This is a genomic window from Amphritea japonica ATCC BAA-1530 (genome assembly GCF_016592435.1).
GTDB classification, from domain to species: Bacteria; Pseudomonadota; Gammaproteobacteria; order Pseudomonadales; family Balneatricaceae; genus Amphritea; species Amphritea japonica.
This window is the reverse complement of sequence record NZ_AP014545.1, coordinates 1245702-1270557: the sequence shown is the minus strand read 5'-3', so window position 1 is coordinate 1270557 and position 24856 is coordinate 1245702. Positions and strand designations below refer to the sequence as shown.

22 protein-coding genes and 5 tRNA genes are annotated in these 24856 nt (G+C 46.5%); 14 read left to right on the top strand and 13 right to left on the bottom strand.

The genetic code is table 11. The features are described from left to right. Window positions 1-3: 3 nt before the first annotated feature. Window positions 4-2145: a DNA helicase RecQ gene (gene recQ, locus AMJAP_RS05845; protein WP_019622139.1), complete on the bottom strand. Its 2142-nt coding sequence runs from the start codon at window positions 2143-2145 to the stop codon at window positions 4-6. A gap of 126 nt (window positions 2146-2271) precedes the next feature. Here recQ and AMJAP_RS05840 point away from each other — a divergent pair, with 126 nt between their 5' ends. Further along, window positions 2272-2868 (top strand): YecA/YgfB family protein, encoded by a 597-nt coding sequence (locus tag AMJAP_RS05840; RefSeq protein WP_019622138.1) that lies wholly within the window; start codon window positions 2272-2274, stop codon window positions 2866-2868. Between the two features lie 63 nt (window positions 2869-2931). Here the strand turns inward: AMJAP_RS05840 and AMJAP_RS05835 are convergent, their stop codons facing one another. The 6 genes from AMJAP_RS05835 to AMJAP_RS05810 all read right to left on the bottom strand — a co-directional run bounded on the left by AMJAP_RS05835 (window position 2932) and on the right by AMJAP_RS05810 (window position 8027). Further along, window positions 2932-3393 (bottom strand): outer membrane lipoprotein, encoded by a 462-nt coding sequence (locus AMJAP_RS05835; protein WP_026340154.1) that lies wholly within the window; start codon window positions 3391-3393, stop codon window positions 2932-2934. A 186-nt stretch (window positions 3394-3579) separates the two neighbouring features. Continuing rightward, a complete protein-coding gene (locus tag AMJAP_RS05830) occupies window positions 3580-5379 on the bottom strand; it encodes an ABC transporter ATP-binding protein (RefSeq protein ID WP_019622136.1) in 1800 nt (599 codons plus the stop codon). A gap of 148 nt (window positions 5380-5527) precedes the next feature. After that, entirely contained in the window at window positions 5528-5767 is a 240-nt protein-coding gene (locus AMJAP_RS05825) for a YdcH family protein (protein WP_019622135.1), read from the bottom strand. Between the two features lie 114 nt (window positions 5768-5881). Continuing rightward, window positions 5882-6199 carry a BolA family protein gene (locus AMJAP_RS05820; RefSeq protein ID WP_019622134.1) on the bottom strand — a complete coding sequence of 106 codons (318 nt, stop codon included), beginning with the start codon at window positions 6197-6199 and terminating at the stop codon, window positions 5882-5884. Window positions 6200-6218: 19 nt separating this feature from the next. Next, entirely contained in the window at window positions 6219-7556 is a 1338-nt protein-coding gene (locus AMJAP_RS05815; protein WP_019622133.1) for a DUF3422 family protein, read from the bottom strand. 117 nt (window positions 7557-7673) lie between these two features. Further along, on the bottom strand, window positions 7674-8027 hold the full coding sequence (locus AMJAP_RS05810) for a hypothetical protein (RefSeq protein ID WP_019622132.1): 354 nt from the start codon (window positions 8025-8027) through the stop codon (window positions 7674-7676). Window positions 8028-8092: 65 nt separating this feature from the next. Between AMJAP_RS05810 and AMJAP_RS05805 the strand changes: the two genes are divergently transcribed. Then, a complete protein-coding gene (locus tag AMJAP_RS05805; protein WP_019622131.1) occupies window positions 8093-8824 on the top strand; it encodes a hypothetical protein in 732 nt (243 codons plus the stop codon). Window positions 8825-8847: 23 nt separating this feature from the next. Here AMJAP_RS05805 and AMJAP_RS05800 read toward each other — a convergent pair whose 3' ends face one another. The 4 genes from AMJAP_RS05800 to ycaO form a co-directional block, all read right to left on the bottom strand. Continuing rightward, complete coding sequence (locus tag AMJAP_RS05800; protein WP_019622130.1) at window positions 8848-12297, bottom strand: SbcC/MukB-like Walker B domain-containing protein; 3450 nt, start codon at window positions 12295-12297, stop codon at window positions 8848-8850. Continuing rightward, a complete protein-coding gene (locus tag AMJAP_RS05795; RefSeq protein ID WP_019622129.1) occupies window positions 12297-13034 on the bottom strand; it encodes a DUF4194 domain-containing protein in 738 nt (245 codons plus the stop codon). The genes AMJAP_RS05800 and AMJAP_RS05795 overlap by 1 nt, the downstream gene beginning before the upstream one ends. Continuing rightward, window positions 13034-14440, bottom strand: coding sequence for a Wadjet anti-phage system protein JetA family protein (locus AMJAP_RS05790; protein ID WP_026340153.1), 1407 nt, complete (start codon window positions 14438-14440; stop codon window positions 13034-13036). Before AMJAP_RS05790 ends, AMJAP_RS05795 begins: the two co-directional genes overlap by 1 nt. Before the next feature lie 171 nt (window positions 14441-14611). Further along, window positions 14612-16342: a 30S ribosomal protein S12 methylthiotransferase accessory factor YcaO gene (ycaO, locus tag AMJAP_RS05785; RefSeq protein ID WP_019622127.1), complete on the bottom strand. Its 1731-nt coding sequence runs from the start codon at window positions 16340-16342 to the stop codon at window positions 14612-14614. A 289-nt stretch (window positions 16343-16631) separates the two neighbouring features. On the opposite strand from ycaO, the gene AMJAP_RS05780 reads away from it, so the two are divergent. From AMJAP_RS05780 to AMJAP_RS05755, 6 genes are all read left to right on the top strand, one after another. Next, window positions 16632-16707: transfer RNA gene (locus AMJAP_RS05780), tRNA-Asn, on the top strand. Between the two features lie 23 nt (window positions 16708-16730). After that, window positions 16731-16806 (top strand) — tRNA-Asn (locus AMJAP_RS05775). An 11-nt stretch (window positions 16807-16817) separates the two neighbouring features. Further along, a tRNA-Pro gene (locus AMJAP_RS05770) sits at window positions 16818-16894 on the top strand. Window positions 16895-16964: 70 nt separating this feature from the next. Next, window positions 16965-17041: transfer RNA gene (locus AMJAP_RS05765), tRNA-Pro, on the top strand. Between the two features lie 47 nt (window positions 17042-17088). Next, window positions 17089-17165 (top strand) — tRNA-Pro (locus AMJAP_RS05760). A 274-nt stretch (window positions 17166-17439) separates the two neighbouring features. Further along, window positions 17440-18060 carry a hypothetical protein gene (locus AMJAP_RS05755; protein ID WP_201356414.1) on the top strand — a complete coding sequence of 207 codons (621 nt, stop codon included), beginning with the start codon at window positions 17440-17442 and terminating at the stop codon, window positions 18058-18060. Between the two features lie 602 nt (window positions 18061-18662). Here the strand turns inward: AMJAP_RS05755 and AMJAP_RS05750 are convergent. Together AMJAP_RS05750 and AMJAP_RS05745 are read right to left on the bottom strand one after the other, a co-directional pair. After that, complete coding sequence (locus AMJAP_RS05750; protein WP_156815211.1) at window positions 18663-19448, bottom strand: hypothetical protein; 786 nt, start codon at window positions 19446-19448, stop codon at window positions 18663-18665. Window positions 19449-19982: 534 nt separating this feature from the next. Then, entirely contained in the window at window positions 19983-20837 is an 855-nt protein-coding gene (locus AMJAP_RS05745; protein ID WP_019622123.1) for an ABC transporter six-transmembrane domain-containing protein, read from the bottom strand. A gap of 109 nt (window positions 20838-20946) precedes the next feature. Here AMJAP_RS05745 and AMJAP_RS05740 point away from each other — a divergent pair, with 109 nt between their 5' ends. From AMJAP_RS05740 to AMJAP_RS05715, 6 genes are read left to right on the top strand one after another with little or no spacing between them, the layout of a single operon-like run. Next, entirely contained in the window at window positions 20947-21561 is a 615-nt protein-coding gene (locus tag AMJAP_RS05740) for a TetR/AcrR family transcriptional regulator (RefSeq protein ID WP_019622122.1), read from the top strand. Between the two features lie 3 nt (window positions 21562-21564). Beyond that, window positions 21565-21735 (top strand): hypothetical protein, encoded by a 171-nt coding sequence (locus AMJAP_RS05735; protein WP_019622121.1) that lies wholly within the window; start codon window positions 21565-21567, stop codon window positions 21733-21735. 10 nt (window positions 21736-21745) lie between these two features. Continuing rightward, entirely contained in the window at window positions 21746-22363 is a 618-nt protein-coding gene (locus AMJAP_RS05730; protein WP_019622120.1) for a GyrI-like domain-containing protein, read from the top strand. A 10-nt stretch (window positions 22364-22373) separates the two neighbouring features. After that, entirely contained in the window at window positions 22374-23267 is an 894-nt protein-coding gene (locus tag AMJAP_RS05725) for a sterol desaturase family protein (RefSeq protein WP_019622119.1), read from the top strand. 30 nt (window positions 23268-23297) lie between these two features. Then, window positions 23298-24539 carry a B12-binding domain-containing radical SAM protein gene (locus AMJAP_RS05720; protein WP_019622118.1) on the top strand — a complete coding sequence of 414 codons (1242 nt, stop codon included), beginning with the start codon at window positions 23298-23300 and terminating at the stop codon, window positions 24537-24539. 38 nt (window positions 24540-24577) lie between these two features. After that, window positions 24578-24832 carry a hypothetical protein gene (locus AMJAP_RS05715; protein WP_019622117.1) on the top strand — a complete coding sequence of 85 codons (255 nt, stop codon included), beginning with the start codon at window positions 24578-24580 and terminating at the stop codon, window positions 24830-24832. Window positions 24833-24856: the final 24 nt, after the last annotated feature.

Genomic DNA, 24856 nt, shown 5'->3' with positions numbered 1-24856 from the left:
TAATTAATCACCCCGCTCTACACGTTCCATATCGGCACGAATACAACGCAGAACACCATATTCATACAGCCCGTCCAACGCCTCATATACAGGCTTGAGCGCCACACCGAAGGACTCCATACATTCACACATCAACTGCTGAACCTGTCGTAACTGATCGGCGCTTAGCTCTACCACATCTGAGAGAATCAATTGACCTTCAGCTATACCATCAGCCAGATGATTGTATATCACATTTTCAGACAGGTGCTGCTGCCTTGCCACCTGCGCCACCGTCATTCCCGTGCGATAAAGCGTTACCGATTCCTGGACCTGCAAATCTTTATCCTGCGGATTCTGCTGCTCCGCCTGATATTCACGAATCAACTCAAGAAACGGGTCGCCGTATAACTCAAGCTTTCGCTCACCTATACCATTAAGACGCCCCATCTGCTGATGCGTCAATGGCCGGTACATTACCAACTCCATCAAAGTAGCATCATGGAAGATCACATAGGGCGGTACATCCTGCTCCCTGGATAGCTCCATCCTGAGTGCTTTTAGCGCATTCCAAAGCCCATAATCTTCTGAATCAAGTTTCTGCTGAGGATCATTTCGTTTACGAAACGACTCCTGCTTGCGCTTATCCTGACGCATCTCTATCTGTAGCTCACCTTTTAGCAACGGTCGACAGCTATCGGTAAGGTAGAGAACTCCATGACTGTTCGCAGCCACACTCAGATAACCACGTGCCACCAGCTGCCTGAATACTGAGCGCCACTGATTTCGATCCAACTCCTTACCGATACCAAAAGTACTCAGCTGATGATGCTTTAACTCAAGCACCCTTTCACTGGACTTGCCCAATAACACTTCAATAACATGATTGACGCCAAAACGCTGTCCACAGCGGTACACCCCTGACAAAGCCTTGCGTGCTGCATCAGTTGCATCCCACACCGGCACCGGCTCAAGACAGGTATCACAATTACCGCAAGGTGGGGCTTCCGACTCACCAAAATAAGCCAGCAAAGACTGCCGACGACAGCTGGTAATTTCACAAAGCCCCAGCATCGATTCCAATTTTTGCCGCTCAACACTTTTATGTAAATCGTCCGCCTGCGAACCTTCCAACATCTGCCGCAGAAATATCACATCCTGAAGCCCATAAACCATCCAGGCATCAGCTGGTAACCCATCCCGCCCGGCGCGGCCGGTTTCCTGGTAATAAGCCTCGATGCTTTTTGGCAGATCCAAGTGGGCAACAAAACGCACATTAGGCTTATCAATACCCATACCAAAAGCAACTGTCGCCACCATCAGAATATTTTCTTCTGTCAGAAAACGGTGTTGATTATGCTGGCGCATCTCTTGAGGCAACCCTGCATGATAAGGCAAAGCATTATAACCCTGCTCTTGTAGCCACTGCGCAGTATCATCAACCCTCTTACGGGACAAACAATAAACAATACCTGAATCACCGGCATGCTCAGCTTTCAAAAACTTTAGCAGCTGTTCTTTAGCCCGATGCTTCTGGCCGATTCGGTAACGAATATTTGGCCGATCAAATCCCTGAATAAATTTCCGGGCATTTTCCAACCCCAGGCGCTCACAAATCTCTTCACGAGTACGTTCATCTGCGGTCGCTGTCAGTGCGATCCGCGGAACACCGGGAAAGCATTCCTGTAGATAACTTAATTGAAGATATTCAGGGCGAAAGTCATGCCCCCATTGCGAGACACAGTGCGCTTCATCAATCGCAAACAGCGACAACGAGCATTCAGATAGCATTTTAAGCGTACGCGGCTGAAGCAATCGTTCAGGCGCAACATAGAGCAGATCTAATTCACCGCTGCGCAACTGGTGCTCAACCTCCTGCGCCATACTAAAATCCATCGATGAGTTCAGATAACCGGCATTGATACCCCATTGAGAGAGCGCCTGTACCTGATCCTGCATCAACGCAATCAGTGGTGAAACAACCACCGCAACTCCTGGACGAATCAATGCCGGAAGTTGGTAGCAAAGGGACTTGCCGCCCCCGGTCGGCATCACCACCAATGCATCATCCCCCGCCAAAAGCGTCTCGATGACCTCTTGCTGGGGTTCTCTGAATTGGTCGTAGCCAAATATCTGTTTTAGGAGTTGCCGGGCCTTTTCTATCATGGCGGCATTATCCGGGATGCGAGCGGCAGTGTCATCCAGATTTATCTAATTACTATAGATTAGTACTACGCATCGTCTAGTATCGCTGTTAGAATCTGCACACTCTTATTTTGCCGGATCCGAACTATGCCAACCGCAATGCTGAATACCCCCCTTTCTGATGCTGAACTGGATGAACTTGAAGCCTTTATGTTCTCTGATGCCGTATCCGAGGACGCTCTGGATCTGGTAGGCACCCATGGCTATTTTTGTGCGCTAAATATCAGTCCGGTGAAAATTGCTGAAAAGCAGTGGCTACAGGAACTGTTCGATGGTGTCCCCGAATACAACTCCGAGAACCAAAAAGCTCGCATCGAAGACCTGCTTCGCCGCTTCTATTTCAGCATCGGCAGCGATTTATATAATGATCAGGATATGCTGCTGCCTTGTGATCTGACTCTTGAAACAGAGAATGATGAAGAAGAGCAAAGCGCTATGACATCATGGGCCCAGGCCTTTATGGAAGCCGTATTCCTTAAAGAAGACGAATGGTTTAATCACCAGGCCGAAGAAGAAGTCGCAGAATTTATGCTGCCGATTATGATCGCTTCCGAGCTGTTTGAAGAAGAAGAATTTCTGAAGATGCGCGAAGATAGTCGTTTATGTGATGAAATGTGTCGCAGTATTCCTGACCTTTTAGTCGACCTTTACTTATTGTTTCATGCGCCAGCAGACAAAAAGTAGCAATTAAGCCATTAAAAAAGCCCGCATTGCTGCGGGCTTTTTTGTCTCTGACAATCAGATAGATTAGCGTACGATACGCGCGGTACCGCCCTGGCGCAGCACCCTCACCCGCTCTCCTGGTTGAAAGAAACCATTGTTATCGACTTCCTGAACTATGGAGATAGTTTTACCATTCTCAAGAGTGACGGTAACCTCTTGTCCCTGCTTTCGAGTCGCATTCTCTTCAACTTTCTGACCAATAATCCCACCGGCTACCGCGCCAACAACAGAAGCAATACTACTTCCTTTACCGCCACCCAGAGTACTACCCGCTATACCACCAACAACGGCTCCAGCACCAGCTCCTAATGGACTATCCGTTCGCCCCTCGATTATAACGGGCGTCACCGCATCGACCCAGGCAAATTCAACATTCTGTACCCGCCGCGCCTCACTGCGGGAATAGGTATCACCACTCAGCGAAGATGCGCATCCTTGCAACAACAGCACGACAGCTGTAAACGTTATAACAATCACCTTGTTCATATATTCGCCCCAAATAGCGTTGTGAAAATATTCAGTTTTGCTCACTGATAAGTATAACCTGAGCAGTTGAACCCTGCTGCATATTCATCCAAGTATAGCCACCACTAGCTTAACGAGGCTTTAACATAAATCGACAGCGCAGAAGCATATCTCGACGAGCCATAATATTTATACGAACCCCTTCACTTAATGCTGCTGGTGCTGCCCATATAACCGGGTATACAGTCCATTCTGTTTTAAGAGCTCTTCATGACCACCCTGCTCAGCCACCTGACCATCTTCAAACACATAAACATGATCTGCCTGCTTAACGGCGCTCAGACGGTGCGCAACAATAATCGTGGTTCTGCCCCGAAGAAAGCCAGCCAGATCCCGGTGGAGGTTATACTCGGTTTCAGCATCCAATGCCGACGTTGCCTCATCCAATACAACAACCTTAGGATCAGCCAGAACCATACGTGCGATCGCCAATCTCTGCCGCTGCCCACCAGACAAACGAACGCCCTGCCGTCCAACCATTGTATCCAGCCCTTCGTCCAACTGACGCACAAAAACCTCTAATTGCGCCACGGCCAATGCCTGCCACAACTGCTGATCAGTATAATCGCGCCCCAAAGTCAGGTTTCCCCGGACGGAATCATTAAATAAAGCCGGCTGCTGCAATACAGTGACAACATTTTCCCGCACCCGATCAAGCCCTATCTTTTCAACCGATACACCCTCGAACAACACACGCCCTTTTTCTGCCTGATACAAGCCAAGCAAAACCTGCACTAAGGTCGATTTACCGCCACCGCTTGCCCCAACTAAAGCGATCTTTTGTCCTGCTTCAATTTTTAACGACAGCCCTCGGAGAACTTCCTGCCCGGGAATGTAACTAAAGTGAATATCATTTAACTCGACAGAGACAGATGACTTGCCTGCAAAAGGATCACTCTGATGCGGATAATCAGGCTCCTCATCCAGATCAGCCAACCGATTAACCCGCTGCAAAGCTGCTTTGGCACCGTAAAAAGCATACTGAATACCCAACACTTCCTGCACCGGCCCCATCATAAACCAGAGATAACCAAACACTGCCATCATCTGGCCGATACTCAGATCTGAATAGACAACCATTATCATCGACAGAGCCCGAAACAGATCAAAACCGATGAGAAACACCATAAAACTAAATCGACTAGCAGCTTCACTTCGCCACTCAAAACGAGTCGAGTGATCCCTTAACGCGCGAGCATCACCAACCAAACCCTGTAGGTAATGATTTTCCCGGTTCGCTGCCCGAATCTGATAAATTGCTTCCAGAACTTCAGTTAAACCACCCTGAAACCGTTCATAAGCCTTATTCTCTTTCGCTTTAAGATCTTTTACCCGTTTGCCAATGGTCATCGTCAACCACACCACCAACGGATTCAGCAACAAAATAAATAGTGCAAGCTGCCAGTGCATCCAGATCAACACCACCGCCGTACCGATAATAGTCAGGAGTGCTATTAACATCCGACTGACCGACGCACCAACAAAGCGATCGACGGTATCAAGATCCGTAACAAAGTGAGAGCTGACAGCACCGCTGCCCAATAACTCATACTCCGCCATAGAGATCCGCTTCAAACGCTGTAACAGCCCCTCTCTTATTCGGAAGATCACCTCTTTTGAGATAACAGAGAACTGCCGGCCCTGCCAGACATTCAATCCCAGTGCTATCGCCCTGAGAACAACTGTTATCAGTAAAACTGCCGTGATATAAAGCACCGGACCTTGCCAGTCAGCAGGAAAAAAATCATCACACCAACGCACCAACGCTGCAGGCTTATCGAGCAAAACCTCATCGACCAGCAAAGGCATAAGGAGAGGTAAAGGAACACTGACGCACGTTGCCAGCAATGCGATAAGATTCGCTTTGATGAGCAACGGACGGTACTCGAGCGCCACATTGAAAATATATCGCCAATTATAATGAGGTGGGCGTTGGGATTGATCCATATCGTGGGGTCACTCTCTGTCTTCGTCGGGCCGCTACTTAATCACTTTCTTAAAAGTGTTACGCATAATAACGCTAAGCGGATGATGATTGCAGAGCTCAGATACAAAAAAACCCGCAAGAGCGGGTTAGAATCGTTAGAGATTCAAATCAAGCCTGCTTAACCATCGTAAACAGCTGATCTTTCAGGTGTAAGCGTTTCAGTTTCAGCGCTTCTTCGGTTTGGGTGCACACTGGCTCTGCCAGTCCAACCATTTTCTCAACCTGCTTGGTTACATCATGGTATTCATCAAACAGTCTGGCAAAGTGGTTATTAGTTGTTTTCAACACATGAATACGTTCGCGGTGTTCAGGTAGTTCATGAATCAGATCGTGATGTTCATTAGGCATAAAACAGTAACTCCTACAAAGGCTGAAAAACAAGTGTAACGGGCGGTCACCCCTGCCCGTTATCTAGTTATAGTCTCTGCCTGATATGACTATCGAACATTGATTAAGGTCAATTTATTGATCGCTTTTAGAACCACCCATGCAGTTAGGTGATAGTGGTATATCGCCGTTCTGTTCTTGCCACTCATTGGCAGTATATAAATGTAATGACAAAGCATGTATCGGGTTATTCATCAGCTCTGATAAAGCCCCATAGATTAGCTGATGCCGGGCAACCGGACGCTTACCCGAGAAATCATCAGCAACCACCGCCAGCTTAAAATGACTATCGCTCGCTGGCCCACTGTGCATATGACTCTCGTTTTCAATGACCAGGTGCTGCAAAGTCAGCGCTTCTTTTAATTGCTGCTCTATCTGTGTTGCTATGCTCATCTAATTAACGCCTTTCTTATCAGTTCTTGTCTGCAGGGTCAGCCGCAAGCTTACTAAATTTTGAGTGAATTCTACGGGTAATTAACGCTACTGCAATAATAACCAGGGGCATAGAGATACCCAGCGACAGGCTTTTATCTATCTGCAGACCCTGATCATAGAGCACGCCAATAAAAATCTTTACCAATCCGATGGTGTAATAACTGATCGCAGCAACTGACAGCCCTTCAACTGTATGCTGCATCATCAACTGAATCTGCGAACGGCGATCCATAGAGCTTAGCAGCTCCTGATTCTGACCCTGTATCGACAGCTCTACCTGAGTACGCAACATATCACTTACCCGATCTATACGCCGGGAGAGATCTTCCAGCCTTTCCGCCGTTGACTGACAAGTGCGTACAGCAGGCACCATTCTCCGGGAAATAAATTCATTCAAAGTCAGATGCCCTGAAACCTCATCCTCGCGTAAATCAACAAGCCGGGACATGACCAGATCCTGATATGCATTAGTGGCATTGAAGCGAAAGGTAGAACGCGCCCGATAGGCCTCAACTCTCGATGCCAGATGCGTCAACCGCCCCAACAGCAACCTCTCATCACAGCCCCCTATACCCTCCGACTGCTCATCAGACATAACCTGCGTGAGCTCCGCCAACTGCTGATCCATCTGCTGTAACTGAGGACTGATTGAGCGAGCCAGTGGTAAACTCATCAGAGACATGTGCCGGTATGACTCTATCTCCAATAAACGCTGAACCAACCGGCCCACCTGACTGTCACTCATCTCTCGGTTATAAATCAGAAACCGCCCAAAGCCATCATTATGCATCTGAAAGCTGGTCCAGATCTGCGCTGCACCCTGTGAAGGCTGACTGCCCACCAAACGCATTTCATCGAAGTAACTTTTCACTTCGGGAATCGTAGGCTCACCCACCTCCCGCACATCTTCGACCGTCATATGCAGCGCTGCAATTACCTCACCACACATCTGCTCCAGCCAACCGATAGGCAACTGACTAATAGCGGTTTCAGTAAAAGGACTACGGTGATTTCCACCCAGCCAGATGAACGTATAGGAGACAAACTCAAGGTGTTTCTCCCGGCGCACTTGCAACTGTCCAAATTGTTGCTGAAAACAGGGGCAGTCTGCAGCGGGTACATCACCACCCAACATCTCACATAAGCGTTGCAAATGATTGAATTGCTCAGCCTTTTGCTGCTCACTACACACCACTGACAGATGGGAAATGCGTGCAGGGCTGGGGATAACCTGAAACGGCCGGGAATGCATCTCTTCATAGAGAGACTCTCTCAGCGGGTGCATATCAAGCTGAAGCCTGGTATTTGAAGACATCAAACTACCTGTAAACTATTAACGAAATACTATTGTTAGCGATTATCACCAACTAACGCAACTATCCTTACTACCCTACCCAAAAGCACTGATCAATCGCATTAACAACAACCTTTATCAGTCTTCCAAAGGCGCCATCAATAATGGCGCCTGCAACAGATCCACCGCCATCACTTGCGGAATGACCTCAAACCATTGAAGAAACAGTTCCAGGGTTCTCTGCTGCGGCCAGTGATCACCAAACTCATCCCAGGCAGCCAACTCATTCTCGAAGATTCTTTTATAATGCACGGCTAATTGTTCCGACAAATCGTCTTCACTTTGAAACTCTTCGGTCAGATAAACACTACCCTCAGCCCGATGCTCGTCAAGACTCATCACCTGATTCAGCTCGTCATGCTGCTGATTAGCCCAATCTGCAAAAGGCTGGCGTGGTAAAACGGCAAATCCGGAACGATTGATCAGTTTCATAGAGGCTTATCTCAACTTCGGTTAAACTACTGGCCTGCATTATAACCCCAGCTTTAGGGATGTGAATGAATATCCGCTGTCTGCCCCACCTGAATACGCGAGAAGCCTGGCTGTCTTTCTGCCAGCGAGAAGTTTCCTGCTGCTTTACTGAACAACCGGAAGCACTGGTCGATTTTCAAAGTAACTATCTGATGATTACTGTACTGGACGCAAACACACGTCACGGCAAGCAGGCTACCAAGTACAGCCTGGGAGCACGAAACTCACTTGAACCTGCCTGGAAATTCATTAAGGCCTGCGATTTTAATCTACAGATCATGATTGATGGCCTAAGCCAGGTAAATTTTGATGGCAACGTGCGAGACAATTCGTTATTAAAAGCCCACACCGAACTGACTGTGCGCAAGTTTTTCTCTAAAGAGCGCGCCGTTATCTCCCCAGGACACCTTGGCAGGCTCCTGCCTCTGACCTGCGCCCCCAAACACTGGGACCTTCAACATCTGCAACAGTTATTGGCCAATCATCAGTATCAGGACCTACGCACTGAGCAATTAGCCCTGCCGAATAACGATGATTTTATGGTGGAGTTTAAAGGAATACCGGCGCCCGAGGCTCAGGCCATGCTAGTTGAGGTAATTAATCAACCGGATCAATGGCAGGTTCGCCCCCACCCGAACGATCCCAAACGGCTCATCGTCCTGCGTCAAAATGCACCACTCTGCAGCTTCGAGCCGGATTACCATTCCCCAAAACCAAAAATGGCCCACCGGGGAACCCGATGGACCACTACGCTGTAAGCCGACTGACTTAAACCAAGACCTTAAGCGGGCAATAACCCTTCAACATCTTCTGCACTCGACTCCCCTTCTGATCGGTCAATCAATCGATAAGGGTTATCAGAGTTCAGTAGCGCTTTACCATTCTGGGTTGGAAACTCCACATCAATATCCACAACCCGACCATCCCGGCAGACATTGATAATAGTATCCATCGTCGTTGCCATCAGTGAATACTTATCATCCGGCGCAGCAATCAGCGTCTGCAGCCCCAGATCACTCATAAACCCAAGGGAGGTAACGGTGTTTTCAGCATCCAGCTTGTTAAATGCCTCATCGAATACAGATAAGCTAATACCACCCAGCGTAACGCCGTCGGCGCTATCACGCAGCCGATAAGTCGCACCCATCGCAGCAGCAATGGCAACGTAAAACGGCACCTGATGCTCACCACCAGAGCCAGTCTTAATCCGCTGTGTCAGCGTCGTTTTGCGATTACCCTCAACATCTTTCACCACCAGCTCAAAGTTATAAAAGTTACGGTAATCCTGTAACAGGCTACTTTCACCCTCATCCTTCAGCACTTCATGGATCTTCGTCAGCGCATCCTGATGGGGACGTTTCTCATCAAATTGCATGTCGAACAGCGAGCCAACATTAGCCTGATCCATTCGGGTATAGGCTTCGACTAGTTCCAGAATATCTTTGAGCTCTGGGTTAGGCATCATTTCAAAACTGTACATTTCCCGGTGGAAAGGACGGTTTTTCAAGTGAGCATTCAACTCCCGAATCAACTCTTTAATTTTCTCAATCTGATCCTTCAAGTGAGCAACAAAATCGGAACGGAATGAAGTTTCTGCTTCCAGCCGTGCCCGCTCAGCCTTCTCGGTATATTCAGCCAGCTCACTGTCACGCAACGATTGAATCGTATGATCAACAAACTCAGCCAGTTGCTCATGGGTTGAATCTTCATCAACCTTATCCAACTCCTGATGACTCAGGCCAGAACCGTGATAGCGCGCCTTGTATTGAGCAACCCCATCCCGGACAATATTTTTCTTTCGCTCCACCAGCCCCAACTCAGACTGTGCTTTCTTAGCCGACTCAAAAATGATCCGATCCAGATCACCGGAACAGGACTCATCCATATAATCCCGCTTTTCCTGAGCAGACTGAGCATCAAAATTAGCATCAGCTTCACACTTAGAGCGCGCTGCAGCATGTTCTTCCAGCTCATTATCCAACACTTCAAGAGACGCATTATCTTTAATCAGGCTGGTGCGGGTAGATTGTAGCTTATCCATCAGTTTCTTCTGAGTATCCTGAGCCGCTTTTTGCGCCTCAACCAACTCAGCAATACGCTGCTGAATGCCCGTATCATCCTGATTACGCAGGTCAGTAATACCCTGACGATAGCCGTCAATCTCCGATTGCAGCATCTCACGCTGATTAACCAGATCAAACGTCCGCTCGGTCACGCCGGTCAGCGCTGCGGTCATACGGATCAGGTTTTCTCTCAGACTATCCAGCGCTTCATGATCTTTGTTCAACGCGCTGAACTCAGCCATCATCTGATCAACCTGACGATCCTGCTGTTGCAGCTGATGCTGACGACGGCCACCACCACTGCCCATCATCGGCGCTTCTTCGCGGATTGAGGTCGTTGTTCCTTCAGTCTGCAACATGCAGTCATAGGTCAGCGCCCGCTCTTGGCGAATCAGTTCGCTTTCAGTTTCTACCGCCATCACACCGCCCAGAGCGCGATTCATGTAGCCCAAAGCGTCTTCACCCTGGCAATCCACAAACTGCGCCAGCGAACCTGGCTTTGACCGGTTGACCCATTCATGGCTCTTAGTGGTGTTAACCACCCGACAACCTTTCAGGTGACGACCTTTACGCCGGTAAAGCGTGATCGCTTCTTTAACCCGGTCGGGATCAACAATAAGAGCTTCGCGGCGTGCACCAAGGAAACTTTCAATCGCAATACGCCATTTCTCATCGTTGATATCCACCAACTCACAGATTGGGGTAGATTCAATACCATAGTCTTTCAGCAGCTGCATCAGCTCACGGGTATTACGACGCAACGGCGCCCGCCCCTCTTTCAACTGCTCCACGGCACTTTTCTGACTTTGTATTTCGCTGCGCAGCTCGTTCATACGGATAACCGACGCTTCAAAGCGGCGCGCAATCTCCCGGCGCACACCGTCCACCGAATCTTTTAATTGCTTAAGATTGTTATCCACATCCACCGGCGCCAGAGGCCATGCCTCAGCCATCATATCTTCGCCGGAGCGCCAGAGTTCAACGGAATCCTTAACCACCGGGATAAAACTCTCCGGCAGGTATTGCTGATAGTTCGCAAAACTTACCGCTGAACGGAGCAGCGAATAAACATGCTGAATTTTCTCTTTAACAACACCCAACTCATGAGAACGCGCATCAATTGAGTTTTCCAGCGCCTTCACCTTATGCGCACTGTCGGTGTTATTCAGCTCAGCCCGGGTATTCGCCAAGGACTGCATCGTCTGATTAAGCTCTTCGCTCTTCGCTTCAAGATCAGACTGTAGCGTGGTTTCTTTCTCCTGATTTAATTCGAGGCGCTCTTCTGCTTCCTCTTTTTTCAGATCAGCATGCTCAAATCGGGTTTCGTGAACCACCCACTCATACTCAACCGAATTTTTCACATTACGATCGATCCCTTTACACTGCTCCTGAACTTTTTCAAGCTCACCAATGCGATTCGCGACTTCACGGGTTTTTTCTTCCATCGCCCGGTATTCATCGAGAGACTTACGGAAGCCCCCCACATGGACAATATTTTCATCCAGAACAAACTCACGGATAAAGCGTGTCGGGCTATTAATCGGGACAAATTTAAGTGCGTTACGAAAGTTTTTAACGAACTTATCATCATCATTTGGCATCTGAGGGTCATAACTTAGCTCAGTCACCAACTCACGGATAAAGCGATTCGCGCGTTTCTCCAACTTCATGTCAGGGCATTGCTTCAATAAGCTTTCCCGTACCACTGGCCACTCTTTTGGCAAACGACCACCGTCCTGCTTATCGGTAAAGTCCTCCAGAGAGACGGAAAAGTCAGGCAGGATAAAGCGCCCTAATACATCCTCCTCCGGTGAAGAAAGCGACGCACTAATGGCCAGACCAACACAGGTCTCTTTGCCCGTCTCAGTATCAAAAAAACTCAATGCGATATAACTAACAGAATCCTGTCGGGAGTTTTCTTTCTTACCCATATCATCCATAAAACCCAGACAATAAGTACGCAAACTACGCTCACTTTTATCACCCGCACTGGCGTTAAAGCTAAGGTATTTTTTATTCCCCCCCATCAACACCGTCTGTATGGCATCCAGCAAAGAGGATTTACCCGACCCATTCGGCCCTACAATAGCCACATTACCTTTAATCGGGATCTCTACCGCACCCAACACATACCAGTTAACCAGCACCATTCTATTGAGCTGTTTCATCAGTTTGTCTCCTCCGGTGCAGGCTCATCTATCACGGCGTCTGTTGGCTCGGTAGCTGGTGTTTCTGGCATCACCTCCGAAGGAGCTTCAGGCGCAATTACTGCCTCATCCGCAGAACCCGCTTCCACTGCACCCGAGACCGAGTCGCCGTCATCCTGCTCTTCGCACAAGGCTTCTAGCTGACCGATAAAATCTTCCACAACCACCTGGCGAATCGCAGGGTTAATCGTTAACGGAATATTTTTAGGGTCTGTTTCATGAGGCTTGCCCCGCTCGATAATTCCATGCCGACTAAACAACGACAGCAGCTCTTTCAAACGGGTTTCGTTCGGTATCTCACGACCGGTGAGGTTTTCATAGAGTGTTAGCAGGTCATTAGAGGTGATATAGGCCCGACCGGCCTCCACATCAAATGCTTCCAGCTTCTGTTCATACTGCTGACGCAAGCAGAGCAGAAACAACGACTCATCCAGCTTTAAGCGCATGAAGCGCTCTTCACCTTTTGGCAATATGCCTAAATAAGCTTCATCTGGCTGATAAATCAGCGACCAGCCGATAGCAGCAAACAGATTAGTAAAGTAATCCACATGAGAAGCGACCAGAAAGTAACTATCCCGATGGCCGGAGCGCTCAGCATAGATAAATTGATTCACCAGCAGCATATTGGCGGCATGAACGAAATCTTCTTCCTGATACTGATCACTGCGACCGATGATTTTCTGCAGATCACCCAGCATTATACTTTCCTCTGAATACTGAAGTCGCGACATTCAACCATATCCGCGACGTTGACATATTTTTCTTCGAACTTAATCTCATACTTATTGGCGGTACCCCGCCCTTTCTTACCGAGTGAGCGCATGTGGCGCAGGTAACTGAAGCAGATGTAATCTTCGATACACTCAATAGTGAAGTCAGACGCGTTGATTTTCTTCTTATCGAGCAGATGACGTTCTACATAGAGCTCTATATTTTCCGGTTTTACTTCCCGGCGAGCCTTGTACTCTTTGAATAGCTGGCGCATTTCCAACACCCGGGGATCGATCTCAATAGGCCGAATAACCCGGGGTTTGGTTTCAACCCTGCGCCGAACCGGTGAACGCACACTACCTGGCGCAATGAAAGCAGCCGCTTCCAAAGTGTTGATATGAGGTATGGAGCGAGAATCAAGCTTCGACACATCGGAGATCAGACGAGACAGGCGAGAACTCATGCCCGGCGTCGTTTTATCCATATAGCGAACGGTGTCGGCAACCCGTTTCTCTAGACGATAACGGAAATCATCGATCGTTGCTAAACGCTGATCCACCGACTCAAAAATCCGAATAATACGGTTGATATGGCTGTGCACCATCGCCTCAGCGTCGGCAAAACCCAGTTCAAACTGTTCCTGATAGTGTTTAGCTAACTTTTCAACTTTGAGTGGATCAAATTGCAGATCACGTAGCATCGTCAGAATCTGACGGCGAAAGCGGAACGGGTTGTTCTTCGTTTTCAGTGTTTTGTAGTCAGAGACAAGAATATGGGCCACGAAGCGATCAAAGAAACTACGTACAATCTCTTGGGGATTAGAGGTCGCAGCCAGGCTCATTTTTAATTCCCGCAACCCCAGCATCATATCAGTCAGGTGAGCACTGAAATCAGCTGCGGTTTGCGCCGCCTCCTGCAGGGTAATACCCCTGCCCGCCGGGTCTTTTATGGCAGATTCCAGGGAACTAAGAACATTCAGAACCGCGCCGCCATAGCTTCGCTTTTCCAGCTCATTAATGCCAACTAACGTTCGCAACAAGTAACTAATGGCCGGCGATAACAGAACAAAGGTACGGTAGATCCGCTGCTCTTCTTCCAACCAGCCAGTTTCAACCAAACGGCGATAGATCCGACTGGTATATTCAGCCGTGGAACGGGGTAGTTCCTGTCGATCGCTTTCGGACTCACCCTCTTCAGGCTCCCAGCGACGCACACCCAAACGAACAACTGTATCTTCGATACAAGAGCGGATAAGGTCTTTAGGCACAAACGGATCTACCAGATCTTCATCAAAGAACTGATCAGCCAGATCCAGCAAGACCGCTTCATAGATATGTTTATTTTGTCCCGAGAAGGGCACAAATATTGTTTCGGGAAGCTTTTTAAAAAGCATCTCAGTAAAAATCTCCGGACACGCGAACAAGGTGAAGCCACCGATGATAGCGGAAATAACCACACTGACCAAGAGGCAAAAAAGGCTACCCCCTACAGGATAGCCCATTCAATTTTTTATATTTTAAAAACACCCATAAATCAATCAGTTAAAAACATGACCAATGTTTGTTCAGTTACTTTTTTTAACCCTTTGCAGTCGAGCATAAGTCGCTAATAGATTCTGATGCTCATTGAAAGCCTCTAATGCCAGCGAAGAACTAACCAGACCGCTATATACCGCGTTCCCATCAATCATATCTAATACAGCTGCGACCCGTTGAGTACCGTATATTTGATCCAACAGCCCCCTATACTCATCCAGGGGCCGTTCTTGATCTAAGCGGAACATCAGACACTGATGCAAGCAACGGAACAATACCGCTCTGTCTTTATCCAGATGACCAAACTGCTGGATCCAGTCACTCCAGTACAACGCGTCTTCCAGTTCACCGAGCTGTAAGTTTAATAAGCATTTTAACTCACCTACCCGCAATGTGTTCCAGGCAGTTGCAGCGTCAGTCAAAACACCGATTATGTCGGCAACCCGCTGCAGATCATCAAAACCACTTTCCTCAATATTGACCAGCAACGCTTCCGCTTCTTCTTCATTCAATTCAGACAAACGCAACAAGGGTTCACGCAGATCAATACCGGCATTGTTATTGTTCCAGACCAGTTCATCAACCAGATAGATCTCGGACATACCCGGCACTATAATTCGACAGCTATACATCCCCAAGTGTTCATAATCAGCAATATAGATATCCATATCGACTTTGTGGATCAGATGGCACAGCTGTTCAAATTCAGCCTGCGTCCCCCCCTCTATATTCCACTCAGCAAACTCATAATCCGTTTCCGTTGAAAACAGATCCCAGGCGACTGAGCCGCTAGAATCGTTGAAATGCGCCTCCAGGTTCTGCTGATCTGCCACTCTGGCGATATCAAAGTCTGGAAGTGGTAACGCCTCCAGGCTATCCAGTGCCCGCCCCTGCAACAACTCAGTCACCGCGCGTACTAATGCCACTTCAAACTTAGGATGCGCACCGAATGAAGCATAACACCCCCCGTCTGCAGGGTTGATCAGTGTGACATTAACCAACGGGAACTTCCCGCCTAGCGATGCATCCTTAACCACCACAACAAACCCATGCTCACGTAGCGAAGCGATTGATTCAACCACGCTGGGATAACGGTCCAACACATGCTGGGGAATATTTGGAAGACTAATTCCAGAAGAAATAATCGTATTTTTTATATGCCGCTCAAAAATCTCAGACAGAGCCTGCACCCGTGCTTCGTTTATGGTGTTACCTGCAGCCATACCATTATTCACATAAAGATTGCCGACAATATTGACCGGCACCCATACCTTTTCAGCATTACGTTGGCGCTCAAACGGAATAGCACAGATACCCCGCTGACGATTACCTGAGTTGGTATCAATCAGCATAGAGGCTTTTAATTCACCACTCAGGTTATAGTGTTTCCGGGTCGGTCCGTCGAGCAACCCTTCAGGCAGCTCGGTATCATGCACAGAAAACCATCGCTCGTTCGGATAATGAACGAACTCCCCCTCAGCAACCGGCTGACCAAGATAGTAGTCAGCAAAGAAATAGTTACAGCTCAAACGCTCAAAATACTCTCCCAGAGCACTGGCAAGTGCCGCATCACGTGACGCCCCCTTACCATTGGCAAACAACATAGGACAATTACGGTCCTGAATATAGACAGACCACACATTAGGGACCGGATTAAGCCACTGCACTTCTTCTATCTCAAAGCCAAGCCTCTGAAGGTGCGCACTCATTCTGGCAATAGAATCTTCCAGTGGCGCATCTTTACCGGTAATCATAGTCATATATGAATATCCTTAGTGCCTATATTTTTTAATAGCAAGGTCTGTGAAAAAGCCTGCAATGCCTAACCCTGATCACTCTATGGAAAGCGTAAACGCCAACGTATATACGCCTGTTATACAGAAAACATCTAGTGAACGAAACGCTACCTTGCACTAATTCAATCTGAGCGCCATAAATGACCTTCACAGATACTTTTCGATTGTTATTTAACCACTTAAAAAAACAGTAGATTTTTTGCTTGACGCTACCTCTGCTCATCATTAATATACGCCGCCACGGTTGAGGTGTTCCTCGATAGCTCAGTTGGTAGAGCAGTAGACTGTTAATCTATTGGTCGCTGGTTCGAGTCCAGCTCGAGGAGCCAACTGAAACCGTAATGAATGATTTTCCTCGATAGCTCAGTTGGTAGAGCAGTAGACTGTTAATCTATTGGTCGCTGGTTCGAGTCCAGCTCGAGGAGCCATTCACTCAGATCGGGGCATAGCGCAGCCTGGTAGCGCATCTGCTTTGGGAGCAGAGGGTCGTAGGTTCGAATCCTGCTGCCCCGACCATCTTCTAGTAATAGAACTGGTAAATTCTGAGACACACTGGAACTTTACGTGTATAAATAATGTTCTTCGTCGGGGCATAGCGCAGCCTGGTAGCGCATCTGCTTTGGGAGCAGAGGGTCGTAGGTTCGAATCCTGCTGCCCCGACCATCTTTCAACACTTCAGAACACAGTGTCTAATCAATGTTCACCCTAGTCGGGGCATAGCGCAGCCTGGTAGCGCATCTGCTTTGGGAGCAGAGGGTCGTAGGTTCGAATCCTGCTGCCCCGACCACTTTTCTGATCCACCCTATTTTGTCTGCCGATTCATCGCGTTGACCATACCTGTTTTTCAGCACCTTCCCCTTCGCTGATCCTTAACGAAGTAATTTCGTTATTCACCGGGGTATACACCTTTTACTGTTTTAACCTGTATACAGCTACCCCGGATCTTTTATTCTCTGATTCAAAAAAACACTCCGAACAACACCTTTTAAATATCAGCACTCGGCTAAACCCTGCTCTCATACTAACCTCTCTGACAAACAAACTCCTGGACAAAGCCTGTAGTGAAGACCCTACTTCTATTTGCGCTTATTACAACTCAAGTTTTCGCTGGTACGGCCTGCAACAAGGCTTGTGAACAATCTTTCACTACAAATTTTCATCAGCCTTCTTTTCAAAACCCTTCTAAAATCACTCACCATTCAGGCGAAGCTTACCCTGAAACAATGGCCAACGACCCAAGAAAGATCAGATCCATAACTTCTCCCTCATGGCTTGAGGCTGTGGGAAGCTTAACTTCTACTTTAAGAAATGGAAATACAGAGCAATATACACTGAGCATCGTCGTTGATTCACCAAAAAAAGATGGCATTATCGCCATCACCGCTGGCCACTGTATTGCCCATTGGGCCTCAAGCGAAGGCTCAAATGGCTTCAAAGTTGGTTATAACGAAGCCATTTTTACAACTAACTCAGGTAATAGCATTAAAAGGACAATCGCTAAAGTTATTACGGCCCAAATGAACCCTGGGGACTATGCAATTGTTAAGTTAAACGAAGCTATTTCTAGAGAAGTAATTAAACCACTTATTAACTCTCCAATTGATTATTCTGATGCTCTTGATTCAGATTTTTTTTGGGAAAAAGTTCAAGCCCTTCGCTACTATTGCGGGTCACTCGGCTGATAAAGGAATTGGGGGGAAAGGACAGATACTTACCTACCATGAAAAATGCATTCTTACCGGCGGTCAAAGTGGAAGCAAGCTGAGCTATTGCACTTCATATGAAGGAGCTTCAGGTGGACCAGTCGTTGTAACTGTCGACCTAGGAGAGTTCGCTGAAGGTTATGACTTATATGGTACTCAGCACCTCTTTGTTGGATCAATCAAAGGGAGAAGAACAACTGATAACTATGCACGAACTGTTTTTACCGAAACTACTTTCTATACCCTGACTCTAGATAAAATCTTAGCTAATCACTAAAAAATCTAATCAAGCATCCAATTTAGTTATGCCACTACAAACCTGAATTCAGCTCATCATGGGAAAATAGTCACACTGCTGGAAGCTATGTATGAATACTGTAACAACCCTGCACACTTACATTTTTGATTTTTTGGCGAACAAGGTTTATCAGATGAACTTAAAGGCTTTCTATAAATGCACCGCCGACCATTTTCATCAGGAAGGTTAGTCTCAGATGAGCGAGGGACTGCATCCGCAGTTATCTTTTCCCTAAAGCAATATTCACCTCTAACCTGACCTCAGCGGATAATCTGTACTGATATCAATTAACTTCATTGCTCCAGATAACATCTTTTTGAACAAAAGGAGCAGGACAATCTAGGTTATTACAGGGTTCATCGTAGGACAGTACTAAGTCATAGTTTTGATTGATGCTCCATTCACCAAAATAACTGCCCGTTCTTTCCCAAACAGGCGTTGAACTTTTAATTTCCAGATCGTACACAGTTAAACGCTTGGAGTGAGCCCCGAATCGGCAAGATGTAATAACAAAGCCCTGCGGTTTAGAGTACGTCACCACCAAGCCTACCTTGTTCATCTCCCCATCCAATTGCTCCGAATTTTGATTCAGCGCCTCACCTACATCACAGTTAAGATCATATTCGGCAATCACCCTGTTATCCCGAGAGACTGCTATTTTGCTAGAATCTATATCTGAAGACAGCAGACTCCAGCTCAATTTGGTTTTTTTATAATAATAAAAATGCTGGTAATCATTCACCATCATTGCCTTCATCGATCTCTTATCAGGCAGCAGCATATCATCCACCTTCCAGCATAAAGCGGTATCTGCTCTGTTCAGTAATAGTGAAACCCTCTGCGGCTTTGCTGGTAGTGTAGGATGAACACGAAACTGATAATTCAGATCAACCGATATAGAATCCGGGCTAATTTTCCGGACAGAATACTCTATCTCCCCATCCGCATAACCATCCTGAGCATCTAACCAAGGATCAAAATGTAAATTACAGATTCCCTGATCGCCCAAACATTCTGCATGATTCATTATTGCCTGTTTAAAGTCAGCAGTATAAAGCTGATCAATCATTTGGGGCTCAGGACTATCGAAGAAATAGTAATGTTCGCGATAGAATGTCTCGGCGTACTGCACGGCCGATTGATCATTACACTGAGTTTCGCTTTTCGGTTTTATCTGATCACTGAGATTCGCTATCCGCAGTGTTGATTTTGGCTTTGCGTTATCAACAGATTGGCTGCAGCCAGCAAAACTGAATACAACAAAGATAAGCAAGAAAGCACTCACTCTGATTTTCATTAGTTATCACCTCAAAATCTATAACACGCACAGGTAAGCGCCTGTATACCGACTTCTTCCAATCAAATTAAGCAGCCACTCAAACCACTACAACAGTTCGAAATCAGACTCAATGAATACCATCAGGGGCAAAATTAACCTATTTATCGATATTGATGGCGTTTTACTGGGGAAACACCCTTTATTCAGTAAACCAGCTCTGGCGAATAATGCACAAGACTTTCTTGAGTTTTGCTTGAATAATTACAACTGCTTTTGGTTGACGACACACTGTAAAGGTTCCGCCGACTGTAGTGGTCAACTAATTCAGACCACCTTTTTACTATTAATACGCTCAGTAATTTCATGCAAGCGGGTTAATCCCTGTAGCGTCATTGGTAGCACTAACGCTGCCTGCACAAACTCCCATGAATAGGTAATAATAGTGAAAATAGTGCCTGCGGAAATATCAGGTATCGCTGTCGCTAACCATAGATTCGAAACAATAAACCCGGTTACCAATAAAAAAATCAAGCCATACAGTATGGCCTCCCGATCAGATAGCTTAACTTCCCAGCGTAATAAAAGGCTCAGGTGTCTATTCAGACTTGTATGAAACCCTCTTGTAAGCAAAGCCACCTGACGTTCAGTCTGGTTATTCAACGCCTGATTCAGTCGTAAAAATGAGCGGTGAAAAAAAGTATAGAGCAACAGCATTGTCAAAGTCATACCGGCAGCGTTCATTGCCAGTCCAAGACCGAAAGAAGACAGTATTGCCAGTGAGATAATAATCTGGGTAACTCCCGTTATTAGCTCTGGAACATCATCTTCCAGAAAGCTGACTAGCTCCCGAGACATATCTAACCTAGCGCTACGGGTAGATACGTTCAAGTACAGATTACGCTGATCCAGCTCAAGCCCAAGTGCTACTTTCATTGCGCCGTACATTCGCGTGTCATAAACCCGCCGCAGCACTGCTACCCCTGTCAACAAAACCATGATTATCGCCAGCAATATCAGCTGGTCGGCAACCCCCTCTAACAGGTTATCAATTGAAAAGCCGATCAGGAGTGGAATCAGAGCTAGCATTATGTTTTCCAATAACACCAAGCCCCAAGTCACAGCAACACCTTGGGAGTATTGGGTTAACAGTAGTTTCAGGTTAAGGGTTCCAGTTAGCACAGTCGCTTCTCCAACAAATACTTTTATTATCAATCTTGACAATTAACTAACGTAATTATAAATTATCAACATTGATAATCAACTAGCATTAATCAACCGGGTGAAATGCATGGGTCGTCCAAGTAAGAAAGCCGAAAGAACAGAACAGATTTTACAAGCCCTACAGCGTTGTGTTGCACGCTACGGACTTGAGGGAAGCACACTAGAACGCATCGCCGAAGAGGCCGGGTTGCAGCGAAGCCTGCTACGGCATTTCGCAGGTAATCGTAATGAACTGGTACAACAACTGGCCGATCGGGTTATCGCTCAATCAGATCAACAATGGGCTGAATTTATAAATGACCTGCCTGAAAAAAATGTAACCACGGCTTTGTTAGATGGCCTTTTTACTGAAGATAACAGTGATGCAGAGTTTATTCTGGTTATTGAATCCCTGATCTTTGCTGCCGGTCAGGACGAACCACTGCGTATAAAGATGCAGGGCTGGATGCATCGCTTCACTAATGATATGAAAACCATTTTATTACGCGACAATCAATCAGTCGAAGATGAGCATCTTGATGCAATCGCCTTTGGTTTAGTGTCTATCTATTTCAACCTTGATTCACTGGCTCCGCTGAATATGAGCGCACAATACCGTCCCTCTGCTCGCAGGGCTGCGGAGCTACTAATTAATACGCTAAACCCTGCAACTAATAAGCCCTGCAAACATATAAGGAGTTAAATCATGGTGTGGACATCAATTCTGGGTATTTTACTTCTGCTATGGGTCGCATGGGATCTGTATGCCGGCTCTGTCTGGTTACACCGTGAGTACTTCCGTAATCAGGAGCCATGGAGTTATTGGGTTCTGATTCTAATCTGGATACTAGTCGCTGTATCTTGTTTCTATTGGTAAGGGGTAAAACATGGCATTGCCGAATCACAATGGATTTATCCGGATTATTTACTTTGTTGCAGTACTACTCATGTTTGGTCTTGCCGGCTGGTTGATTCAGTCATCCCTTACCTCGGAGCAGCCGTACCCTGGTAAAGAGCTCGATACAGCAACTGATAAATCATCGCAACAACCAACAAAAAAACGGCTAACACCCAAAACAGCTTATCTGAGCAACGGTGCTGTTATCGCAGGCATTGAAAGTCGCATCGATCTTACAGGCGATGTGCAACATCAACTTGATCAAAGCTGGCAAGCATTCGCGCAACAGGATCTCGCAACTACCTTAACGCCAAGGGACCCATTTAAAGTATTTGCCGTTTACCATAGCTATAACCAACAACAGAATCAGGTGAGTGTAACGCTAGGGTATCCAGCACCTAAAAACTTTAGATTTAACGGCCGTATTCATGCCATCACTGTTGATCCCGGCCAGTATGCAGTTATGCCAAACAACTATGTTCTGGATGGTTGGGCAAAGGCCAATCAATTTGTAAATCCGCTTAAGTTTAAAGGCGACTACGAGATCTACCTTTTATCACCGGATTATCAGGTCAATCAATTTACAGCTTACATGGCTATTCAGTAGGGGAAAAAAGATGAACGAACAACTCTGGCTGGAATTCTTTGAATATATCTCTTTTGATATCTATGACTGGACCCTGGTATTCGCACTCTTCTTTATCGCTTTGGAGTTAACAGATGATCTGATTACTAAACGATTCAGCGGTGAACGCTTTCTGGAGACTCTTTCCAGCATGTTCACCCAGGTTCCTTTCTATCTGGCTGAAATTTTTACATTTGGTGCCGGGGTTTATCTCTATTTTATGATTCACGAGATGATCCCCTGGAAACTACCGATTAACGGTTACACCGGTTTGCTGGTACTGATGCTTGCTGATCTGACTTATTACATCGAACACTATGTTATTCATAAGGTCCGACTATTCTGGCTGGCGCATTCGGTACACCACAGTTCATCAATGATGAACACGGCCACCGCTTTCCGATTCAGCTTTTTTGATCCGATTGTTTCAGTAATGTTCCACCTACCGCTGGTACTGATGGGTTTTAATCCTATCCTTATCTTCGCTGCTGAAGTTTTAGTACAGGCTTATCAGTTCTGGCTACATAACGAGATGGTAGGAAAACTTGGCCCCATCGAGTGGCTGTTTAACACCCCTTCTCATCATCGCGTACACCACGGTTCTGACAGGAAATATATCGATAAGAACTTTGGCGGTATTCTGATCATCTGGGACCGTCTCTTTGGTACCTTTCACAAAGAGGAAGAGCTGCCTAATTATGGCCTTACAACACCTATGACCAGTAAAAACCCGATCACAGTTCAATTCTATGAATTTCCAAAGCTATATCGTGATCTGGTTAAAGCGAAAGGTGTTGGTGAAGTTTTAGGATACCTGTTTCGCGGCCCTGGCTGGCAACCAGAAAGACAATCTAAAAAAAAATCTGAAACAATAAAGTCTGTGTAGCGATCTTGTATCTCTGTTAAGGAAAAAGTCATGAAGATTTACATTATTAAAGCATCAGCCGCAGGCGCATTTAAAGACTATAAGCAATTTATGGGAGCGCCTCCTCAAAGTATTTACTCATTAGCTGCTGCAACGCCTGACTGGGTTGAAGTTGACCTGATCGATGAAACATCCCAGGGCGCAGCTGATTTGACAATCAAGGCCGATTTAATTGCAATATTTATGTCCACACCCGATGCATACAGGGGCTATCACTTAGCCGATGAGTACCGAAAACAAGGTAAAGCAGTCATCTTTGGTGGCCTGCATGCATCTTTCATGTCTGATGAAGTACTTGAACACAGTGATGCGGTCATTATCGGTGAAGCCGAAACAGTCTGGCCCGATTTGCTGAATGATTTCACCAATGGGGGACTGAAGACTCGCTATCATGGAGAACAGCTTTCAGACCTGTCATCCCTACGCCCTTTTCCACATGAATATATGGATCTGACTCCCTATGGTGGACTGGGCTCCGTTGTGGTTTCACGGGGCTGTAAGTTTAAATGCTCATATTGCACGGTCCATCGCTTTTTTGATGGTATGCATAATCGCCCAGTTGATCAGGTAATCGATGAAATTCGTAAGTCTGGACTTGAATACATTGAGCTTCATGCTGACAACCTGATTGCCGATCGAGAGTATGCGTTTGAGTTATTTGAAGCATTAAAACCGCTTAATATTAAATGGGTAGCAGAAGCGACCATTAACATTGCAGAACACGATGACCTGCTAGAAGCCGCGGCTCAGAGTGGCCTTTTTTATCTGCTATCAGGACTCGAAACACCTTCCCGTGCAGCGTTGAAAGCGGCAGGAAAAGGGTTCATCAAAATAGATAAAACCAAAGAATATATAAGTAAACTACACGAATATAATATCGCTGTTGATTCTGCGATGCTATTTGGTTTCGATGAGCATAACAGCGACATCTTCGAAGAGACGTTAGCCTTCGTTGAAGATGTTGAGTTGGATGTTTGCCATTCAGTTATTATCACCCCATATCCGGGTACTACTTTTTATCAGCAGTTAGAAGATGAGCAACGCTTATTAACGAAAGATTGGTCGCTTTACGATGGCACCCATGCCGTTTTTCAGCCGAAGCAGATGACGCCTCAAGCGCTAGAAGAGGGACAGGCCTGGTTTTACGAGAAATATAACAGTCTTGGACGTAGTCTTAAGCGAAGTTTCGTTAAAGCCAGAAATATAGGCTGGATTAACTCCAGTTATTTCTAGATTATAGCGCTTCCTATACCGACATAAGATGAGTAATCATGGAAAGCACAAAGTGGAAAGCGATTCTCGGGCTGGTATTGATCTATTTGGCTGTTGGGTTGCAGCTAATGTGGTTATGGGGAGTAATTATCCTATGCTGGGTTATACCCGACCTTAAAAGCGGTACAACTCATCTATTTGAGTTAGTCAGCAAGCACCAGAACCCGTGGACATACTGGCTTATCTGCCTAACCTGGATCGTTATGGCTATCACTCTTTTACTTAGTCCGCTACTCAGCTCATTGAAACTGTAAGAGTCTTTCTGCTTTCGGGGATGC

Bases quoted from the DNA above. Each gene is read 5' to 3' on its own strand.
- recQ (WP_019622139.1), bottom strand. From the start codon at position 2,145: ATGATAGAAAAGGCCCGGCAACTCCTAAAACAGATATTTGGCTACGAC.
- AMJAP_RS05840 (WP_019622138.1), top strand. From the start codon at position 2,272: ATGCCAACCGCAATGCTGAATACCCCCCTTTCTGATGCTGAACTGGAT.
- AMJAP_RS05835 (WP_026340154.1), bottom strand. From the start codon at position 3,393: ATGAACAAGGTGATTGTTATAACGTTTACAGCTGTCGTGCTGTTGTTG.
- AMJAP_RS05830 (WP_019622136.1), bottom strand. From the start codon at position 5,379: ATGGATCAATCCCAACGCCCACCTCATTATAATTGGCGATATATTTTC.
- AMJAP_RS05825 (WP_019622135.1), bottom strand. From the start codon at position 5,767: ATGCCTAATGAACATCACGATCTGATTCATGAACTACCTGAACACCGC.
- AMJAP_RS05820 (WP_019622134.1), bottom strand. From the start codon at position 6,199: ATGAGCATAGCAACACAGATAGAGCAGCAATTAAAAGAAGCGCTGACT.
- AMJAP_RS05815 (WP_019622133.1), bottom strand. From the start codon at position 7,556: ATGTCTTCAAATACCAGGCTTCAGCTTGATATGCACCCGCTGAGAGAG.
- AMJAP_RS05810 (WP_019622132.1), bottom strand. From the start codon at position 8,027: ATGAAACTGATCAATCGTTCCGGATTTGCCGTTTTACCACGCCAGCCT.
- AMJAP_RS05805 (WP_019622131.1), top strand. From the start codon at position 8,093: ATGAATATCCGCTGTCTGCCCCACCTGAATACGCGAGAAGCCTGGCTG.
- AMJAP_RS05800 (WP_019622130.1), bottom strand. From the start codon at position 12,297: ATGAAACAGCTCAATAGAATGGTGCTGGTTAACTGGTATGTGTTGGGT.
- AMJAP_RS05795 (WP_019622129.1), bottom strand. From the start codon at position 13,034: ATGCTGGGTGATCTGCAGAAAATCATCGGTCGCAGTGATCAGTATCAG.
- AMJAP_RS05790 (WP_026340153.1), bottom strand. From the start codon at position 14,440: ATGCTTTTTAAAAAGCTTCCCGAAACAATATTTGTGCCCTTCTCGGGA.
- ycaO (WP_019622127.1), bottom strand. From the start codon at position 16,342: ATGACTATGATTACCGGTAAAGATGCGCCACTGGAAGATTCTATTGCC.
- AMJAP_RS05750 (WP_156815211.1), bottom strand. From the start codon at position 19,448: ATGATTGATCAGCTTTATACTGCTGACTTTAAACAGGCAATAATGAAT.
- AMJAP_RS05740 (WP_019622122.1), top strand. From the start codon at position 20,947: ATGGGTCGTCCAAGTAAGAAAGCCGAAAGAACAGAACAGATTTTACAA.
- AMJAP_RS05735 (WP_019622121.1), top strand. From the start codon at position 21,565: ATGGTGTGGACATCAATTCTGGGTATTTTACTTCTGCTATGGGTCGCA.
- AMJAP_RS05730 (WP_019622120.1), top strand. From the start codon at position 21,746: ATGGCATTGCCGAATCACAATGGATTTATCCGGATTATTTACTTTGTT.
- AMJAP_RS05725 (WP_019622119.1), top strand. From the start codon at position 22,374: ATGAACGAACAACTCTGGCTGGAATTCTTTGAATATATCTCTTTTGAT.
- AMJAP_RS05720 (WP_019622118.1), top strand. From the start codon at position 23,298: ATGAAGATTTACATTATTAAAGCATCAGCCGCAGGCGCATTTAAAGAC.
- AMJAP_RS05715 (WP_019622117.1), top strand. From the start codon at position 24,578: ATGGAAAGCACAAAGTGGAAAGCGATTCTCGGGCTGGTATTGATCTAT.